Here is an 18,876-nt window from a genome sequence, read left to right as displayed (position 1 = left end):
CGTGTGCAGCGTTCCCCCGGCAGCCAACCGCTGCCGGGATCGGCTCAATCGAGGCAGGAGGTGTGACCGATGGCTGCCGTCAAGGTGGGTGCTGTCCGCACCCGGAAGCTCATCCATTCCACCTCCGTGGTCTCCGGCTGATCCCTCTTTCTCTCTCCGTGCCAGTGCGCGCGGTGCCGGGGCCACCCCTGTGAAGGGTTCCCCTTGTCTTTCTCTTCTCTCTCCCAGGCTTCCTCCGCTTTCGCGCACCCCCTCGCCCGCTACGGCTGGGACGCGGGCTGGGAGGCCGAGTTCGCCCCCTATGCGGCTCAGGGGCTGCTGCCCTGCCGGGTCGTACGTGTCGATCGCGGGCAGTGCGATGTCGTGACCGCAGCCGGTCCGGTGCGGGCCGATACCGAGTACGTCGTGCCGCGCGATCCGATGCGGGTCGTGTGCACGGGTGACTGGGCGGCGGTCGACCCTGCCGGTGACCCGCGGTTCGTACGGGCCCTGCTGCCGCGCCGGACTGCCTTCGTACGGTCGACATCGTCCCAGCGGTCCGAGGGGCAGATCCTCGCCGCCAATGTCGATCACGCGATCATCGCCGTCTCGCTCGCCGTGGAGCTCGACCTGGGCCGGATCGAGCGGTTTCTCGCCCTGGCGTGGGAGTCGGGTGCGACCCCACTGGTCGTCCTCACCAAGGCCGACCTCGTACCGGACCCCACGGGGCTCTCGTATCTCGTCGAGGACGTCGAGACCACCGCCCCCGGGGCGCAGGTGCTGCCCCTCAGCTCCGCCACCGGTGAGGGCGTGGAGGTCCTGGCCGCAGTGGTCTCCGAGGGGACGAGCGTGCTGCTCGGCGCGTCCGGGGCGGGCAAGTCGACCCTGGCCAACGCACTGGCCGGAGCCGATGTGATGGAGGTGCAGGCCACCCGCAGTACGGACGGCAAGGGTCGGCACACCACCACCACCCGCAATCTGCTCGTCCTGCCCGGTGGCGGTGTCCTCATCGACACCCCGGGGCTGCGCGGTGTCGGGCTCTGGGACGCGTCGAGCGGGGTCGGCCAGGTCTTCAGCGAGATCGACACACTGGCCCAGGAGTGCCGTTTCCACGACTGCGCCCATGCCACGGAGCCGGGCTGCGCGGTGCTCGCCGCCATCGATGACGGCTCGCTGCCGGTCCGGCGCCTGGAGAGCTACCGCAAGCTGCTCCGGGAGAACCAGCGCATCCTCGCGAGGACCGACGCCCGGATGCGCGCGGAGATCCGGCGGGACTGGAAGATGAAGGGCGCGGAGGGCCGGGCCAACATGGAGGCCAAGCGCGGCAAGGTCCGTAAGCCCTGAACTCCGCAAGGCTTGAGCCCCGCAAGGCTTGAGCCCCGCAAGGCTTGAGCCACGCAGGTCCTGGACTCCGCAAGCGCTGAACCGATTGTCTACCGGCCCCGGGCGTGGTGTCCGTTTTCCGCCAGCCCGGGGCCGGAGGCGGAGGCACACTGGTCCGCGTGATGGATGAAGAGACCAGGTACGAGGCGGTGAGCAGCCGCGACATGCGGTTCGACGGCGAGTTCTTCTTCGCCGTACGCACCACCGGGATCTACTGCCGGCCCAGCTGTCCCGCGGTGACCCCGAAACGCCGGAACGTCTGTTTCTACCCGACAGCGGCGGCGGCCCAGGGCGGCGGGTTCCGCGCCTGCCGCCGCTGCCGGCCCGACGCCGTACCCGGATCGGCCGCCTGGAACGTCCGCGCCGATGTCGTCGGCCGTGCCATGCGCATGATCAGCGACGGGGTGGTCGACCGCGAGGGTGTGCCGGGGCTCGCGGTACGGCTCGGTTACAGCACCCGGCAGGTCCAGCGCCAGCTGACCGCCGAGGTCGGCGCGGGCCCGGTGGCGCTGGCCCGCGCCCAGCGCTCGCACACCGCGCGGGTCCTGCTCCAGACCACCGGGCTGCCCATCACGGAGATCGCCTTCGCCTCCGGTTTCGCGAGCGTGCGCCAGTTCAACGACACCATCCGGCAGATCTACGCCCGCACCCCGAGCGAGCTGCGGGCCGAGGCCGCCGCATCCGTGTCCGGGGCCACCGCCGGAACCGACGCCGGTATCCCGCTGCGCCTCGCCCACCGCGGCCCCTACGCGGCACGGGAGGTCTTCGACCTGCTGGCGCGGGAGGCGATCCCACGGATCGAGGAGGTGCTCGGCAAGCCGGGCTCCCGCACCTACCGGCGCACCCTGCGGCTGCCGTACGGCACCGGTGTCGCCGCCGTCGGCGAGAAGGCGGCGGGGCGCTGGCTCGACGCCCGTATCCACCTGACCGACCTGCGCGACCTGACCACCGCCGTGCAGCGGCTGCGCCGCCTCTTCGACCTGGACGCGGACCCGTACGCCATCGACGAACGCCTCTCCGCCGACCCGCGGCTCGCCCCGCTGGTCGCCCGCCGCCCCGGGCTGCGCTCGCCCGGTACCGCGGAGCCCGAGGAGTTCGCGGTACGGGCGCTGGCCGGGCGGGAGAAGTCGCAGTGGCTGGTCGAGCGCTACGGCACAGCGCTCGACCGGCCCAGCGGCGGGCTCACCCACCTCTTCCCCGCGCCGGCCGAACTGCTGGCCGACGAGCCGTCACTGGGGGCCGTGTCCGGCGTACGGCTGGACCCGGGAGCCGACCGCGACGAGGCCGAGCAGGCCCTTCTGGAGCTGCCCGGCATGACCCCGCGGGCGGCCGGGCTGATCCGGATGCGGGCGCTGGGGGACCCCGATGTGGCGCCCGCCGGTGAGCCCGGCGCGGAGCTCTGGCGGCCCTGGCGTTCGTACGCCCTGCGGCACATCTGGCTCGATCAGGCGTGAGCGCCCGGGTCCGCCGTCCACCGGGGGAGCGCCTGCCGCGCCGGGATCAGTCGAGGCCCCAGCTGTGGATCTTCGCCGGGTGGATACGGATCAGCTCGTCGCTGAAGTGCGGGCCCAGGTCGTGCGGCCCGGTCAGCAGCTCCGCCTCACCTCTGATGTCCACCCCGCGCACCGTCCACGGCTGCACGCTCACCACATCGTCCACGACGAGGGCGACCTTCGGATTGGCCTGCAGGTTCCGCCACTTCTTGGTCGTGCCGAGGGCATAACCGCCGATCAGGATCGTGCCGTCCTGCTGGGGGAAGAAGCCGACCGGGTTGGCCTGCGGCTGGCCCCTGGGGTCGACCGTGGCCAGCCGTCCCAGGCGCTGGGTGGCGAGGTACGCGCGTTCTGCGTCGGTGAATTCGCTCATGCCCCCAGCATCCCGTGCGCGGTCCCGTCCCCGCACGATCGGCACGGCCCCGGCCGCGCTGCCACCGGATCGGCGGCAGGGCGGACCGGGCCCGGCCGCCGTCTCACCCGGGCAGTCCCCAGCGGGCGGCCGGTTCGTTGGGGGCGACCGGTCGTACCGTCAGATCCGGGCGGTCGCCGGTGGCGGTGATGAGCGCGGACTCACCCCTGCGCAGCGCGATGGTGACCGTGCCGTCACCCGCTTCCTCGTACCGCAGCCCGCGCCCGTGACCGTCGCGTACGTCGACGGGCCCCGTGATCCCATGGCGCACGGCACACGGGGCGCCCGCCTCACTGGTCACCCTGACCCAGCGGGTCACCCCCTTCTCCCGTACCGCACTGAGCAGGAAGGCCCCCTGGGTACGGAAGTCGTGGAGTACGAGATCGCGCCAGGCCGCCGGGACCGCGGGGAAGACCCTGATCACACCGCCCCAGGACTGGCAGAGCATGTCGTGCAGCGACTGCGCCGCGGACAGCGGCGTCTCGATGACCGGGCCGGACTCCTTGTACATGGTGTTGGCCTGGATGAAGCGGGCCATCAGCTCACCGAGGTACTTCAGCGCGTCCTCGCCCTTGCCGAGCAGCGCGGACATCGAGGCGGCCCCGGTGAACGTATAGCCCTGGAGCGCCCCTTCGAAGCCGACCCAGTGCGCCAGCGACTTCTCGATCAGCGCACGCTCGTCCGGGGTGCGGCCGGTCAGCTCGTACAGCGGGTAGACCGCGAGGAGATGCGAGTAGTGGCGGTGGGACATGGCGAAGGGGACACCCGCGCCGATCATGAAGCCGTTCTCGTCGACCGGGTAGGGCACCAGCTTGGCCAGCACCTCCTGCCAGCGCTCCTTCAGCGGGTCCTTGATACGGAGGGTGGCGGCCGATTCGACCAGGGTGCGGCAGCCCCAGCGCAGCAGCATCAGGTCGTAGTTGGTGTCCGGGGCGTCGACCCCGTACTCGGGGGAGAAGGTGGCCGGCAGATGCAGCCTGCCGTCCTTGCCCGGAGTCAGGAAGTGCAGGTAGTAGTTGACGGCCTTGCGCAGCAGCGGGAAGAGCGTGTCGCGCAGGATCCGCTCGTCCATGGTGTGGCGGTAGCTCAGCCAGACGTTGTGCAGCGCCCAGGTGAGGTTGCCGACCTCGGGCGTCGGCGGGTCCTCGCCGGGGATGCCCACGCCGTAACCGCCGTTGGCGACGGCCGCGCCGTTGACCAGCTGGGGGTCGGTGGTGCGCGGGATGCCCGCCGAGTCCTTGCGGTACGGCGCCGCCAGCTGGTTCGACAGGTTCTCCCGGAATTCTCCCAACGCCCTTGTCACCGCGTCGAGTTCCAGGTGGTTCGAGCCGTGGATCAGCCAGTACTCCAGCTGGACGTTGAGATTCCACCAGGTGTTGGGCCAGGGGGTCGGCTCCAGCCAGGGTCCCGATGTGGCCATCACGGGGGCATCCGCGCGGGCGGCGGATGCTGCCTTGTAGAGCTGGATCCAGTAGAAGCGCTGGATGCGGGCGTCCGGCACCGAGAGGAAGCTCTTGCGGTAGTAGCGGTGCCACCAGTCGCGGTGGGCGAGCGCGTGTACGCCGAGGGGAACCGGTGCCACGTTGCGGATCAGCCGGACGGCCCGGTCGCGGGCGGTGTTCTTCGGGTGGGAGTGCGCGACGGTGGCGTACAGCGTGCGCCGGGAGCCGTGGGTGCGCTCCTGCCACGCGGTCACATGCTGGCCGCCCGCGAGAAGCGGCTGCACGGCGGCCGTCACCCCGCTGTGCTGCTCGGTCACGGCGGGCGGGTTCGCCGTGTAGCCGTCGGGGAGCGGCTTCGACGCGGCGCGCGGACTGATCGAATCGGCCGGGTGGAAGACCCAGCGGAACTCCTTCTCGCCCTCGCTCGGAGTGATCTCGACGGCGAGCACGGAGAGGGAGTTGTGCACCAGGGCGCGCAGGGTGAGGGTGCCGCGGTCGGTGGTGAGCGTGCCGGTCAGCTCCGCGTCGCGCAGCCCCAGCCGCCAGTCGAGTGCGGTGATGGTGCCGACCGGTTCCAGTGTGAAGTAACCGATGGGCAGCCGGGCGAGGCCGAAGAGCGAACCGAACTCGGGGCGGTGGTCGGTGACCTCGGAGTGCTGGACGTTGAAGCGGACCGCGTTCCGGCCGGGCTCGGCGTAGATGCCCGAACCGAGATAGCCGTTGCCGAGGTACGGGCCCTCGTACCAGGTCTGCGGCATCTTCTGCCAGACGAGGTCGGCGTCGTCGAGAATCGCCTTCCAGCTGTCGTCCGACGACTGCACGGCTATCGGCGCGGGCCGTGGCGACACCGCTGTGGCGCCGTCGGGAGCGGCCTGCGCGGGAACCGCGGCCAGGCCCCCGGTGAGCAGGGCGCCGCCGATGGCTGTGCCGGTGGCGAGAACGGTGCGCCGTTTTGGTGGTTCAGCTGCGTTCGGTGGTTCAGGTACAGCGGCCATGACGCCTCCCGGCGGCTCGTCACCCAAGAATTCATCCGAGCTATCCCGTGGAGAAAGGTAGACACGGCGCTGGGGTGCGTCAATGAGTCGGGAGAGATCCCATGTATTGGCCTGGGTTGCTGGGCGCGGCGCGGTCAGCCCTGGATGAGGGCGCCGAGCCAGGCCCCGATGACGCTCAGGCAGGCCATGAGCTCGACGAGAACCGCCGTACCGATGGCCCGCATGACCGTACGGGTGGATGCCCAGCCCGCCCGGTGACTGCCGAGCCGCACTCGCTCCGCCGTGTAGATCCCTCCGATGAAACCGGCGACTCCGCCGAGTACGGGCACGATGAAGAAGCCCACGATGCCGGCGGCCCCACCGGTATAGACCGTTCGGCGCGGTGCACCCGACTCGCGGGGGCGGCGGGTCGGCAGCAGGGGACGCAGGGCCTGGTTCAGCAGCAGCAGAGCCGTCGCGCCCGCCAGGATGCCCCAGGCCAGGCCGGTGGTGTCGGTCAGCGCCCACCATGCGACGGCGGCCCACACGATCGCGGGACCCGGCACACCGGGAACCAGCACCCCCACGAGACCGAGCAGCATCACCAGGCCCACCGCGACGAGCTGCCACAGACTCATCTGCCCAGCGTGCAGGAAGTGCCCGTCTCCCGCAGCACGGCGTCGGCCCCTGGTCCACCGGTCGCCCCGGCTCGCGCAACCGGCGCGGTCGCCCCGGCTGGTGCGCCGGGCGTGGCCGCCTTGGCGCCGGGCAGCCGCTCCTTGGCGCCGGGCAGCCGCTCTCGGTGCCGGTCAGCTGCTCCCGTCGGCGGTGCCGCCCGGCGTCGTGTTCCGGCCGGGCGCGTTCCTGTCCTCTCTGTTCCTGCCCTCTCTGTTCCCGTCCTGGGTGCCGGGCTCCTGCGCCTTGCCGCGTTCCTGTGTGTTCCGGTCCTGCGTTCCGCGCTCCTGCTTTCCGCGCTCCTGTGTGTTCCGGTGCGGGGTCCTGGCGACCCACCCCTTCTCGTACGCGTGCCAGCCGAGCTGCAGCCGAGTGGTGACCCCGGTCAGCTCCATCAGCCCCTTCACCCGCCGCTGTACCGTGCGCAGCCCCAGCTCCAGCTGCTTGGCGACGCTCGCGTCCGTCATCCCGGCGAGCAGCAGCGAGAGGATCTGCAGATCCGTGGCGTCGGGGGCCGGCTCACCGACCTCGGTGACCTCTCCACCGGCGCCCAGCCGCAGCGGCAGCGCCTCCCGCCATACCGCATCGAACAGGCCCCGCAGTGATTCAAGGAGGCCGCTCTCGTGGACGACCAGCGCGGAAGGCTGTGCGCCACGGCCGGTCAGCGGCACCATCGCCAGACTCCGGTCCGAGATGACCAGCTTGGTCGGTACCCGGTCGACGACCCGTACCTGCTCCTTGCGGCCCAGCGCCTCGGCCAGCGCGGCTATCCCGCCCGGCTCCTCAAGTACGACCCGCTCCAGCACCACCCGGTAGGAGACTCCACGGGTCGCCGCCCGCTCCTCGGCATCGTTGTCAACGCCGGACACCGCGATCGGATTGCCGCCGGTCACCAGCGCGCAGACCTCGTCGGCCGCGCCCAGCTGCAACTGCAGGAAGCGCTGGGACACCGCGTTCGCCCCGGTGACCACCTCCACCAGGTCGAGCACCGCGGGCTCCCTGGCCTCCGCCCTGAACTCCTCGACCAGCAACGCGGCTGCCAGCTCGGCCTGTTCCAGCTCGTGGCGGTGCTGGGTGAGCAGCGCACCCAGCGCGACCCCCGGCGGCGCGGCCACCCACCGTCCCGTCCTGCCCGACGACTGGGCGGCCAGACCGTGCCGTTCGAGACGGCGCAGGGCGCGTTCCGTATCGGCCTCGGAGAGCTGGAGCCGATGGGCGAGGTCGGGGACATCGGCCGCCCCCAGCGCGACGAGTGAGCGGTACGCCGACTCCTGGAGGTCGTCCAGACCTATGACGCCGAGCAAGGGAACCCCGATCCGGTGGCGGTTTTGAGTCACGGCGGGTTTCCGCCGCGGCACATCATCGCCGTTCAACTCCGTCTTCTGCCAGGGTGATCGAACTGATGTAAGAGAACCCGGCCCACGGCCAGCCCCCGTTGACCGGATCGGGCGGTGTGCAGCGGGTCCTCCGCAACTCCGTTGGGCCGCACCCCCGTGGGGGGCGGTGCGGCCCAACGGGCAATTCCGCGCACCCTGTACCGGGACCACCCCATCGATGGACAATAGGGGCATGAGTCAGCAGGGGGAGCAGCCCGCCACCGCCGACGACTGGTGGAGCCGGCTGTACGACGAGGCCGCAGAGGACCGGACGGCCGCCGACAAGGGCGACACTCTGGACGACCGCTTCGACTCCGCGGCGGGGACGGTCGGCGTCGCCGTGACGGGCGGCGCTCCGGGCGCCGGGCGGCGGGAACCACCGGGCGCGGAAACGGAGTTGCCACCAGAACCGCCGCCGCCGCCGCCGCCACCGCCTCCGCCACCGCCACCGCCACCGGCAGTGGCGCCGCCACCGGGCCCGGTGCTTGCGCCCGAGCCCGAGCCGGCTGTCACCTCCACGCCGGGTGCGACTCCCCGGCCCGCGTCGACTCGGGCGTCCGCTCGGGGCCCGGCACCGGATCCCGCCCCGTGGCCGACGGCCGAACCGAGGGAACGGGCGCCATGGGAGCCGCCCGTGGAGGGTGCACTGCCCTCCCGTACGTTCCCCTTCCAGCGGGGGCGGAACAGCGACGCGCCCCGCCCCGCGTACGAGCCTCCGGCCGTGGAGCCGCGCACTCCGGTGTACGGGCCTCCGGCCACCGAACCGCCCCATCCGGTCTACGAGCCTCCCGTCCGGCCGCCGGAGCCTCCGGCCTCGGATCGAAAGAGTCCGGCCACCGCGCAGGAGCCGGCCGCCCCCCTCACCAACGTCCCGCGTCCCGCCCGCACCCATGTGGGTGACGGGCCGCCCACTTACGACGCCGAGCCGACCGCCCTGCCGGACGCGCATCCCGACGCCCTCGACGAGCTCGTCGCCGACACCGTGCTCGACGGCGCCCGCTACGCCTCCTACACCGTGCGCGCCACCTCCGTCCGCGGGGACTCCGCGCGGTACCGGGGCGAGCCCCGCAAGGACGCCCTGCTCACCGCACGTTTCGGCAGCGGCGAGAGCGCGCTTCTGCTGGTCGCGGTGGCCAGCGGCGTCCGGGCGTCGGACCTCGCGCACCTCGCCGCGGCCGACGCCTGCCGCTGGATCGGCGGCGCTGTCGGACGCAGCAGACCGCGGCTCTCCGAGGACATCAGGGCGGGCCGCAGGGGCGACCTCAAGTCCGGGCTGCACCGGCTCACCGATCGCGGCTTCGGCAGACTCCGGGCCCGCGCCGCCGAACTGGGCGTCGAACCCCACGCGTACACGGCGTCCCTGCGCTGCCTGCTGCTCTCCGGAGACCCGGAATGCCGCACCCGGGTCTTCTTCGGGATCGGGGACGGCGGTCTCTTCCGCCTCCGCGACGGCGCCTGGCAGGACATGGAGCCCCCCGTGTCCGGCCCGACCGAGACCGCGGGGGAGGCCGTGGTCGGCTACGGCTCGATGCCTTACGGGCCGTCCGGCGACCGGCTCGCCACCGGCCTCGGGACGGCGGCGCCGCTCCCCGCGCCGGGCGCCGCCCCGCAGCCGCCGCCCGCCAAGCCCTTCCGTTTCCGTGCGTCGGTAGCCAGGCCGGGAGACACGCTGTTGCTGTGCAGCGCGGGTCTCGCCGAGCCGCTGCGGGGAGAGCCCGCACTCTCCGACGAGCTGGCCACGCGCTGGTCGCCGGCCGAACCGCCGGGTCTCGCCGAGTTCCTGGCCGATACCCAGGTCCGAGTCAAGGGCTACGCCGACGACCGCACCGCCGCAGCGGTCTGGGAGATTGGGGGTTGATCACGGCCGTACGCGTCCTGGGGCGCATGGGACCGCCGAGAGCCAGGACGGACAAGGCCCGGCGGTCAGCAACCCGTCCATCCGGTGCGGCGCAGCCAGTCCTCGAAGGTCATCAAACCGGGGTGCAGACGGCGCAGGAGGGGAACATCACGGTCGCGGGTGTAGAGGTCCCGGGCGCCGAAGAACTGGAACATCGCTACGTAGTCGTGGCCGAAGTCGGGCACGGCAGCGCGCAGATCGTCGTACGGCATCGGGGTGTAGGTGCTGGGGACACCCGTGACCCGCGCGAAGGTGGCTGCGATCTCGTCGCCGGTGAGGCTGTCGCCGATCACCGCGAGGTCGCGGGCGCCCCAGGACTGCCAGTTGTCGAACATGTGGCAGGTGAACCATGCGATGTCGTCCAGGGCGATGAGCGGGTAGCGGGCGGCGCCGAGGGGGAGCGCGAAGGTCAGGCCTCCCCGGCCGTCCGGCCGGGGGGTGAGGCGGTATCGCAGGTTCTCGAAGTACGGCGCCGTGGTCAGTACCGACACATGGTTCGTGTACCAGCCGTCGGTCTCCTGACGCAGCATCTCCTCCGACCGCATCAGGTCGATGTGGGCGGTCACGGCGGCCTTGCTGTCGAAGTGCGGGACAGGGTGGCCGGTCAGGGACACCGCGCTGTCCAACGAGGACCAGATGAAACGCTCAACGCCCGCCGTCCGGGCGGCGGCCAGCAGGCCCAGGCCGTGCCGGTACTCACCCACAGCGCTGCCCGTCGCGAAGAAGTCGGTGTTGGCGAACACGCGGTCGGCCCTCTCGGCCAGAGCGCCGACAGCGGCCGGGTCGGAGCGGACCAGTCTCACCCGGTCCGGTGCGGTGGCGGCGAGTTCGGCGGCATGGGCGGACTCCGGGTCGCGGGTGGGTACGGTGATGGTGGCGTCGGTGGTGGCGAGCAGGTGGGGGATCACATGCCGGCCCATCGCCCCGGTGCCCCCGACGACGAGAATGTGGGTCATGACTCCCTGCCCTGGTGTGTGAGGACGTGCTCGGCCACCTGCGCGTGAGTGGCGGTCCAGATGTCTCCGGACGCGCGGACGCGGTCGAGGATCTGGGCGACCATGCCCGCGAGGGGCGGCCGGCCACCGACGTGGGCATGGACGGTGAGGTGGAAGAGGCCTGGGCCGGGGGCGGCGAGCAGTTGGTCCAGCAGCTCCAGGTGCAGGTCGCGGTAGGCATGCGGGCCTGCCGCGACGCTTCGTACGTCGGAGTGGTCGCTGTGCATGAGGGAGACCAGGGGGCCATGGGCGGTGGCCAGGAGCTGGGGGAGGTCATGGTCGCCGTGGTCGCCGGTCCAGCGGTAGCCGGCCTGGGTGAGCAGGGCGGGGGTGTGCTGCGAACCGGTGGCGCGCGGGCTGATCCACCCCGTCGGACGGACGCCGGTGACCTGTCCGATGAGCTCGGTGCAGCGACGGATGTTCTCCCGCTCGGCTTCGACGTCCAGCAGCGCGGGCACGACGTCCTGAGCCCAGGAGTGCGCGGCGATCTCGTGTCCCGCGTTGTGCACGGCCGCCACGGTGCCGGGATTCCGCTCGGCGACGAGGCCGTTGACGCCGACGGTGGCGGGCAGGTCACCGAGAACATCGAGGAGGCGCCGGATGCCGGTGGTGACGCCGTACTCCACCCAGGACGTGCTATGGGGGTCGTCGACACCGGGCAGCGGCCACGCCGCCGCCATCGGCGCATAGACGGGCCAGTGGCCGGGCGACCACAGCTCAAGCGCGACGGTGACCAGCGCGGCGACCTTACGCCCACCCGGCCAGCCGATCTCTGCCGTCATCCGTTTCTCCTTGTCGGTGGCTTCGGTAGCTCGTGACGGCAACGCTAGTGAGGCGCCAGGTACCTCCGGGTTCCTGGCAGCGGGCTATCGTCGGAGCGTGCGTGAGTACCCCGGCAGCATCCTTCTCGCCGACTGCCCGGCCCGGCTGGCGATCGAGATCATCGCCGACAAGTGGGCCGTGGTCGTGCTGTTCGCGTTGAGCCGGGAACCGTGCAGGCACGGCGAACTGGTCGACCGGATCGGCGGGATCTCGCGGAAGGTGCTGACCCAGACGCTGCGGCGGTTGCAGGGGTACGGCCTGGTCGACCGCCACGCCGGGGGCGGGAAGGCCGAGTACACGCTGACCGGCCTGGGCCGGACGCTGGTCGAGCCGATCGCCGTGCTGACCGAGTGGGCCTACGCGCACGGTGTGTCCGTGCTGGAATTCCAGGAGGCGCGGGAGTCCCGGGCTCATGAAAAGGCCTAACAGCGCAGGCGCGACCGCGGCGCCCATGGGTTGATGGAGGCATGGCCAAACAGAACGTTGCGGAGCAGTTCGTCGACATCCTCGTCCGCGCGGGCGTGGAGCGTCTGTACGGGGTCGTCGGCGACAGCCTGAACCCCGTCGTTGACGCCATCCGGCGCAACCCGGCCCTCGACTGGGTCCAGGTCAGGCACGAGGAGACCGCCGCCTTCGCGGCGGGCGCCGAGGCACAGGTCACCGGGAAGCTCGCGGCCTGCGCCGGTTCCTGCGGGCCGGGGAATCTGCATCTGATCAACGGTCTGTTCGACGCCCACCGCTCCATGGCACCGGTCCTCGCCCTCGCCTCCCACATCCCCTCCGGCGAGATCGGCCTCGGGTACTTCCAGGAGACCCACCCCGACCGGCTGTTCCAGGAGTGCAGTCACTACAGCGAGATGATCTCCAGCCCGCAGCAGATGCCCCGGCTGCTCCAGACGGCCATCCAGCACGCGATCGGCCAGAGCGGCGTCAGCGTGGTCACCCTCCCCGGTGACATCGCGGGCGCCACGGCCCCGGACCGGACCGGCGAGTCCGCACTGGTCACCTCGCGCCCCACGGTGCGCCCCGGCGAGGCGGAAATCGAGAAGCTGGCGCGGCTGATCGACGAGGCCGACCGTGTGACGCTCTTCTGCGGCAGCGGTACGGCGGGCGCGCACGCCGAGGTGATGGAGTTCGCCGAGCGGGTCAAGTCCCCGGTGGGCCACGCGCTGCGGGGCAAGGAGTGGATCCAGTACGACAACCCGTACGACGTCGGCATGAGCGGGCTCCTCGGCTACGGAGCCGCCTACGAGGCCACCCACGAGTGCGATCTGCTGCTCCTGCTCGGCACCGACTTCCCGTACAACGCCTTCCTGCCCGATGATGTGAAGATCGCCCAGGTCGACATCCGCCCCGAGCACCTCGGCCGCCGCACCAAACTGGACCTCGCCGTCTGGGGCGATGTGCGCGAGACGCTGCTGGCCCTGACACCGCGGGTGAAGGCGAAGACCAGCCGCAAGTTCCTCGACAAGATGCTGAAGAAGCACGCCGACGCCCTCGAAGGAGTCGTCAAGGCGTACACGCGCAAGGTCGAGAAGCACACGCCGATCCACCCCGAGTACGTCGCGTCGGTGCTGGACGACGTGGCCGACGGCGATGCCGTGTTCACGGTGGACACCGGGATGAACAATGTCTGGGCGGCCCGCTATCTCACCCCCAACGGCCGCCGCCGGGTGATCGGTTCGTTCAGCCACGGCTCGATGGCGAACGCCCTGCCGCAGGCCATCGGCGCCCAGTTCACCGACCGGAACCGGCAGGTCGTCGCGATGTCGGGCGACGGCGGCTTCTCGATGCTGATGGGCGACTTCCTGACCCTCGTGCAGTACGACCTGCCGGTGAAGGTCGTCGTCTTCAACAACTCCGCACTCGGCATGGTCGAGCTGGAGATGATGGTGGGCGGTCTCCCCTCGTACGGCACCACCCACCACCACTCCGACTTCGCGGCCATCGCGCGCGCCGCCGGAGCCTACGGCGTCCGGGTCGAGAAGCCGAAACAGCTGGCCGGGGCGCTCGCGGACGCCTTCAAGCACAAGGGCCCCGCCCTGGTCGACGTGGTCACCGACCCGAACGCACTCTCCATCCCGCCGCGGATCAGCGCCGACATGGTCAGCGGCTTCGCGCTCTCGGCCTCCAAGATCGTGCTGGACGGCGGGGTGGGCCGGATGGTGCAGATGGCGCGCTCCAACCTGCGGAACGTGCCGAGGCCGTAGGCGGAGCTGACAGCACGGCAGAGCCCCCCAACCGTTCGCCGGCCGGGGGCTCCTTCGTGGCGCGGATCAGGCGAGCGTGTCTGTCACGACGGCGTCAACGAACGCGCCCCACGCGGTGCCACGGATGACGATGGCGGGACCGGCGGGGTTCTTGGAGTCGCGGACAGGCATCGCGGACGTGACGCCGTGGGCTACCTCCACGCAGTCACTCTGCCCCCCGCTGTACGAGGACTTGCGCCAGGTGAGACCAGAAGCAGCGGCGTTACCGATGTGAGTCATGTGATCTTGTCCTTCAGTCTTGCGATGAGGTCGGCTGACTCGTCGAACGGTAGCGAACTGGCGCGAAGACGCTCGAATCCGCTTCCATAAACGGACACTTCGGCGAGGTCTTCCACGTACAGCGCTGACGTCAGGCTCTCCACGTGTACGACGTCGAGGTCCGCTGTCTCCGGGAAGCCGAGCACGGTAAAAGCGCCCGCCATCCCAGGGTGTGGAGGAGCGACCAAGGGCAGTACTTGTATGGTCACAGTCGGCAGCTCCTGAAGATCCAACAGACGCTGGAGCTGATCTCGCATCACTGACTTGTCGGGGAGCCGAGTGTGTAGCGCGGACTCGTGGACGATCGCCCACAGCTCCAGCGGATTTGGGCGTGTGAGCACCGACTGACGAGCCTGGCGGACCTGAACGAGCTGCTCCACGCGCTCTGCGGTATCCGACATGTTGATGGCCGAGATGGTCGCGCGAGCGTATGCAGACGTCTGGAGCAGCCCAGGGATCAACGTTGTCTGATACGACCGCATGCTCTTGGCGTCCGACTCCAGGCTGATCAGGTCTGCGTATGCCGGGGAAATGACGTCACGGTAGCTCTGCCACCACCCGCGACGGGCACCGTCCCGTGCGAGACCGTGAAGCGCCGCGCGACGTTCTACGTCGTCCACCCCGTACAGGTCCAGGAGTTCGTCGAGGCTCGCCACCTTCACGCCCACCGTGGCGTTCTCGATACGGCTGATCTTGGACGAGTTGAGACCGGTGGTCGACTTCGCCACCACATCCTCGACTCTCAGCCCGTGAACCTCTTCACGTAGCCGTCGGAGTTCTGAGCCGAGACGACGCCGTCGGACTGTCGGTTCACTCACGCTGGTCCTCCCCCTCAAGTGCTCACATTCTGCCGCCACATGGAGCGGTGTAGCTACAGGGTTCCACAGCCGTCGACCTTGCGGCGTCACGATAATGAAATTCTTCATTTTTTGATCTGCGGGTTGCACTTACACCTCACCTGACGCCACACTGACGGTGCCATGCGATGCACGTTGAGTGATCACGTGCAGAATCGAGGAGGCGGTGGACTGTGGAAAATGAGACATCTATGGGTGACCCGGTCTATTTATCGGAGCCATTCATCGACCCGCCGATGCCTGCAGCTGGTTGCGACGTGTGCGAGGCGCTGTACAAGGACTGGCGGTATTCGATGGCGCCGCTGAGCCCCGGATACGACCCGTCGCACGCGACGGACGTCGCGGTCGAAATCAGGGATCACCCCCACGCCGGCAGGGCGCGGCCATGGTGAGAACTGAGCTGTATCCCGTGGTCGTACCCGTCGATGACGTCCAGAGTGCCTACGTGGCCTGGCTGGAGCACCTGCAAGTGTGCTTCTGCTGCCTGCAAGGTGAGACGTGCGACGAAGTGGCCGTGCTGAAGCTGGCGCACAAGAATGCGAAGAAGGCGATCGTGTGTCGCAGTTGAGCATCGGTGTCTATCGGGTGAACCCCGACACAGGGGAACGGACACGGATTTCCGAACTCCGACCCGTGACGCCTGTAGAGCGCCCCGGCGCAGTGTCAGTGTGGCCCGCGTGCTCGTGCCCGATCCACAGAGGGGCGGACATCCCTGAGCCGTCTTGGCGTCCTCATGGACTCCCGTGCGCCTGCTCGTCACATAGCCGGCCGCGCGGGTAACGGGCGGCAGGGCCGTGTGGGTCGATGAGGTCGGCTGACCACGGCTCTGCCTGCTCCTCGTACAGCTGCTGCGCGAATGGCTCAGGCCGCTGGTCGTGATGGCGCGTCGCCCGCTCCGTGGTCCGCCCCGGGGCGGGCGACGGCGCTCAGGCCGGGCGCAGCCGCAGGGTCAGGATCTGGAACGGCCGCAGCGAGACCGCGCACGCGTCCCCGTCCGTCGTCACCTCCCGCAGCGGACGCTCCAGCAGGTCGGTGAGGTCCGCCCGGCCCACCGGGAAGCCGAGGCCGACCGTGGCGTCCGCGCGCCCGCCCGCCGACTCGTAGAGCCGCACCACCACGTCCCCGCTGCGGTCGTCGGCGAGCTTCACCGACTCCACGGTCACGGCAGGATGGTCCGTGGCGACCAGCGGTGCCAGCGCGGGGGCGTCCGCCGTGCGCAGCGGCAGATTGAGCGCGAGCCCCTCCCGTACGGCGTCGGTCACATCGGCGCCCGGGTGGAGCGCGTAGCTGAACCGGTGGGTGCCCAGGTCCGCCTCCGGGTCCGGGCTGTGCGGGGCGCGCAGCAGCGTCAGCCGTACGGTCGTGCCCAGCCCGTCCCGGTGCTCGGCCCGCGTCACATCGTGGCCGTACGTCGAGTCGTTGAGCACCGCGACCCCGTACCCCGGCTCGGCCACCCGCAGCCAGCGGTGCGCGCAGATCTCGAAACGGGCCGCTTCCCAGCTGGTGTTGGTGTGGGTCGCGCGGTGCACATGGCCGAACTGGATCTCGGCCGTGGACCGTTCGGCGTGCACATCGAGCGGGAAGGCGGCCTTGAGCACCTTCTCGGACTCCTGCCAGTCGACCTCCGTGACGACATCGAGCCGCGGGCTCTCCGCGTCGAGCCGCAGCTCCTGGGCGATACGGGAGTCCCCGGAGGTCCGCACCACCCGCACAGCGGCCCGCAGTGGCCCCTCGGCGACCACCTCCACCGAGTCGGCGGTGGTCAGGTCGGTGCGGCTACGCCGGTAGTGCCGGTCGATGTCCCAGGCGTCCCACTGGTTGGGGTGGTCGGGGTGCAGCTGGAGCAGGTTGCCACGGCTCCCGGGCGCCAGGACCTCACGGTCCGCCGTCAGATCGCGTACCGAGGAGAGCAGCCCGTCCGCGTCCACCGTGACCCGCAGCAGGCCGTTGTCGAGCACGGTCGACGAGCCTTCCCCCGTCACCGTCACCGCTGCCGCCGGGGCGGCACCCCCGGCCGGCGCCGATCCGAGCGGCGGTACGTCGGCGAGGACGAGCCCGTCGTCCGTGGAGTCTCCGCCGCCCGCCGTGGGGACGACCTCGCGGCGGGCGTACGGAGAGGGATTGAGCACCGCTCTGGGAGCGTGGGTGTCACTCGACGGCCTGACGTCGGGCCCGAGTTCGAGCGCCGAGACCGCTCCGGCGATGATCGCCTCCAGCTCCTCCCGCACCCCCGCATAGGTCTCCCGCGCCTCCCGGTACACCCAGGCGATCGAGGAGCCCGGCAGGATGTCGTGGAACTGGAGGAGCAGTACGGTCTTCCAGATCCGGTCCAGCTCGTCGTACGGGTAGGCGTACGCAGCGGACCGCAGCGAGGCCACCGTGGCCCACAACTCGGCCTCTCGCAGCAGGTGTTCACTGCGCCGGTTGCCCTGCTTGGTCTTCGCCTGTGTGGTGTACGTGGCGCGGTGCAGCTCCAGATAGAGCTCGCCGGACCAGACGGGCGCCTGCCGCCCGTACTCCTCCTCGGCCGCCGCGAAGAACGCCGACGGCCTCTCGATCTCCACGCGCGGTGAGCCCTCCAGATCCCCGAGCCTGCGCGCCTTCTCCAGCATCTCGCGGGTGGGGCCGCCTCCGCCGTCGCCCCACCCGAACGGCACCAGGGAGCGCGTCGCGCGGCCTTTGTCCGCGAAGTTCCGCTCAGCGTGGGCGAGTTCGGAGCCGTGCAGCATGGAGTTGTAGGTGTCGACGGGCGGGAAGTGGGTGAAGACCCTGGTGCCGTCGATGCCCTCCCACCAGAAGGAGTGGTGCGGCATCCGGTTCGCCTGGTTCCAGGACAGCTTCTGGGTGAGGAACCACCGGATCCCGGCGAGCTTCGCGAGCTGCGGGAAGGCGGCCGTGTAGCCGAAGGAGTCCGGCAGCCAGATCTCCTCGGTGTCGACGCCCAGTTCGTCGGTGAAGAAGCGCCTGCCGTGCACGATCTGCCGGGCCAGCGCCTCACCGCCCGGCAGATTGGCGTCGGACTCGACCCACATGGAGCCGACCGGCGCCCAGTTGCCGTCCGCCACGGCCTTCTTGATGCGCTGCCAGATGTGCGGCTGGTGCTCCTTGACCCAGGCGTACTGCTGGGCCTGCGAACAGGCGAAGACCAGCTCCGGGTAGTCGGCGGCCAGCGCGGTCACATTGGCGAAGGTCCGCGACGCCTTCCGTACGGTCTCGCGCAGCGGCCACAGCCAGGCGGAGTCGATATGGGCGTGGCCGGTGGCCGAGATCCGGTGGGCGCCCGCATCGGCGGGCCTGGCCAGTGCGGGCGCGAGCGCCTGCCGCCCGGCCGCCGCCGTGCCCGGCACATCGTGCAGGTCCAGCGCGTCCAGCATGTCCTCCAAGGAGCGCAGGATCTCGTGGTGTCTGCTCCGGTCGGCCGGTAGCTCGCGCATCAGCTCGGAGAGCACCTCGATGTCGATGACCAGCTGCCAGACGTCCTCGTCCAGCACGGCGAGATCCGCGGACGCGAAGCGGTAGAGCGGTGTGTCGCCCGCGGTCAGTACGTCACCCAGCGGCGTCGGTTCGAAGCCGTGCCGCAGCACCGCCGGGTTGGCGGCGGCCTCCAGCAGCAGACGCACCTCCTCCCCGCCTGCCGCGGGCGACGCCACGGGCACATGGCGGTTGCGCGGGTGGATGCCCTTGACCGGCACGCCCGCGGCGTCGTGGATCATCCCCTCGGCCTGGAACCCCGGGCCGTCGCCGGTGAATCCCAAGTCGATCACGGCCTCCACCCGGCGGCCGGCCCACGCGTCCGGAACGACGCCCTCCAGCCGGAACCAGCTCGTCGACCAGGGCCGGCCCCACCGTGTCCCGGCCGTAAAGGGCTCGTACGTGCCGCGCAGGGCCTCCGCCACGGGCACCGGCTCACCGGGCACATGCCAGACGGACAGGGTGAGCCCCGCACGGGCCGTGTACTGCGCGGGGCGGATGAACTGGTGCAGGGCCCGCTCCAGGCGGCCCTCCACCAGCGATCGGTCGTCGTGCATCGCGGCTCCTACGGC

Annotated in this window: 14 protein-coding genes and 1 pseudogene; 6 read left to right on the top strand and 9 right to left on the bottom strand. The window is 70.8% G+C overall.

Going from position 1 to position 18,876, the window contains the following annotated elements:
* Positions 1–204 precede the first annotated feature (204 nt).
* Positions 205–1,323 (top strand): ribosome small subunit-dependent GTPase A, encoded by a 1,119-nt coding sequence (gene rsgA / locus ACWGKJ_RS14905; RefSeq protein WP_385016945.1) that lies wholly within the window; start codon positions 205–207, stop codon positions 1,321–1,323.
* A 161-nt stretch (positions 1,324–1,484) separates the two neighbouring features.
* A complete protein-coding gene (locus ACWGKJ_RS14900) occupies positions 1,485–2,816 on the top strand; it encodes a DNA-3-methyladenine glycosylase 2 family protein (RefSeq protein WP_385017087.1) in 1,332 nt (443 codons plus the stop codon).
* 46 nt (positions 2,817–2,862) lie between these two features.
* On the opposite strand, the gene ACWGKJ_RS14895 is transcribed toward ACWGKJ_RS14900, so the two are convergent.
* The 4 genes and pseudogenes from ACWGKJ_RS14895 to ACWGKJ_RS14880 all read right to left on the bottom strand — a co-directional run.
* Positions 2,863–3,228: a PPOX class F420-dependent oxidoreductase gene (locus tag ACWGKJ_RS14895; RefSeq protein WP_385016948.1), complete on the bottom strand. Its 366-nt coding sequence runs from the start codon at positions 3,226–3,228 to the stop codon at positions 2,863–2,865.
* Positions 3,229–3,331: 103 nt separating this feature from the next.
* A complete protein-coding gene (locus ACWGKJ_RS14890; protein ID WP_385016950.1) occupies positions 3,332–5,704 on the bottom strand; it encodes a glycosyl hydrolase family 95 catalytic domain-containing protein in 2,373 nt (790 codons plus the stop codon).
* 134 nt (positions 5,705–5,838) lie between these two features.
* Entirely contained in the window at positions 5,839–6,321 is a 483-nt protein-coding gene (locus ACWGKJ_RS14885; RefSeq protein ID WP_385016953.1) for a DUF456 domain-containing protein, read from the bottom strand.
* Between the two features lie 357 nt (positions 6,322–6,678).
* Positions 6,679–7,662: pseudogene (locus ACWGKJ_RS14880) on the bottom strand (helix-turn-helix domain-containing protein); the annotation flags it as partial.
* Between the two features lie 265 nt (positions 7,663–7,927).
* On the opposite strand from ACWGKJ_RS14880, the gene ACWGKJ_RS14875 reads away from it, so the two are divergent.
* Positions 7,928–9,592: a protein phosphatase 2C domain-containing protein gene (locus tag ACWGKJ_RS14875; RefSeq protein WP_385016956.1), complete on the top strand. Its 1,665-nt coding sequence runs from the start codon at positions 7,928–7,930 to the stop codon at positions 9,590–9,592.
* Positions 9,593–9,657: 65 nt separating this feature from the next.
* On the opposite strand, the gene ACWGKJ_RS14870 is transcribed toward ACWGKJ_RS14875, so the two are convergent.
* The gene (locus ACWGKJ_RS14870) at positions 9,658–10,587 is read right to left on the bottom strand and encodes an NmrA family NAD(P)-binding protein (protein ID WP_385016959.1); all 930 of its coding nucleotides are present in this window, start codon (positions 10,585–10,587) and stop codon (positions 9,658–9,660) included.
* The gene (locus tag ACWGKJ_RS14865) at positions 10,584–11,408 is read right to left on the bottom strand and encodes a polysaccharide deacetylase family protein (protein WP_385016962.1); all 825 of its coding nucleotides are present in this window, start codon (positions 11,406–11,408) and stop codon (positions 10,584–10,586) included. Before ACWGKJ_RS14865 ends, ACWGKJ_RS14870 begins: the two co-directional genes overlap by 4 nt.
* Positions 11,409–11,505: 97 nt before the next feature.
* Here ACWGKJ_RS14865 and ACWGKJ_RS14860 point away from each other — a divergent pair, with 97 nt between their 5' ends.
* Both ACWGKJ_RS14860 and ACWGKJ_RS14855 read left to right on the top strand, forming a co-directional pair.
* The gene (locus ACWGKJ_RS14860; protein WP_385016965.1) at positions 11,506–11,874 is read left to right on the top strand and encodes a winged helix-turn-helix transcriptional regulator; all 369 of its coding nucleotides are present in this window, start codon (positions 11,506–11,508) and stop codon (positions 11,872–11,874) included.
* Positions 11,875–11,915: 41 nt separating this feature from the next.
* Positions 11,916–13,658: a pyruvate dehydrogenase gene (locus ACWGKJ_RS14855; RefSeq protein WP_385016968.1), complete on the top strand. Its 1,743-nt coding sequence runs from the start codon at positions 11,916–11,918 to the stop codon at positions 13,656–13,658.
* Between the two features lie 66 nt (positions 13,659–13,724).
* Here ACWGKJ_RS14855 and ACWGKJ_RS14850 read toward each other — a convergent pair whose 3' ends face one another.
* Both ACWGKJ_RS14850 and ACWGKJ_RS14845 read right to left on the bottom strand, forming a co-directional pair.
* Positions 13,725–13,937 (bottom strand): DUF397 domain-containing protein, encoded by a 213-nt coding sequence (locus ACWGKJ_RS14850; protein ID WP_385016970.1) that lies wholly within the window; start codon positions 13,935–13,937, stop codon positions 13,725–13,727.
* Positions 13,934–14,794, bottom strand: coding sequence for a helix-turn-helix domain-containing protein (locus tag ACWGKJ_RS14845; protein WP_385016973.1), 861 nt, complete (start codon positions 14,792–14,794; stop codon positions 13,934–13,936). The genes ACWGKJ_RS14850 and ACWGKJ_RS14845 overlap by 4 nt, the downstream gene beginning before the upstream one ends.
* 484 nt (positions 14,795–15,278) lie before the next feature.
* Here ACWGKJ_RS14845 and ACWGKJ_RS14840 point away from each other — a divergent pair, with 484 nt between their 5' ends.
* Complete coding sequence (locus ACWGKJ_RS14840; protein WP_385016976.1) at positions 15,279–15,401, top strand: hypothetical protein; 123 nt, start codon at positions 15,279–15,281, stop codon at positions 15,399–15,401.
* A gap of 358 nt (positions 15,402–15,759) precedes the next feature.
* On the opposite strand, the gene ACWGKJ_RS14835 is transcribed toward ACWGKJ_RS14840, so the two are convergent.
* Positions 15,760–18,861 carry an alpha-mannosidase gene (locus tag ACWGKJ_RS14835; protein WP_385016978.1) on the bottom strand — a complete coding sequence of 1,034 codons (3,102 nt, stop codon included), beginning with the start codon at positions 18,859–18,861 and terminating at the stop codon, positions 15,760–15,762.
* Between the last annotated feature and the right edge of the window lie 15 nt (positions 18,862–18,876).

Source organism: Streptomyces sp. NPDC054757 (genome assembly GCF_053612185.1).
The sequence above is the reverse complement of the archived record's forward strand: the minus strand, read 5'-3'. Positions and strand labels throughout refer to the sequence as shown.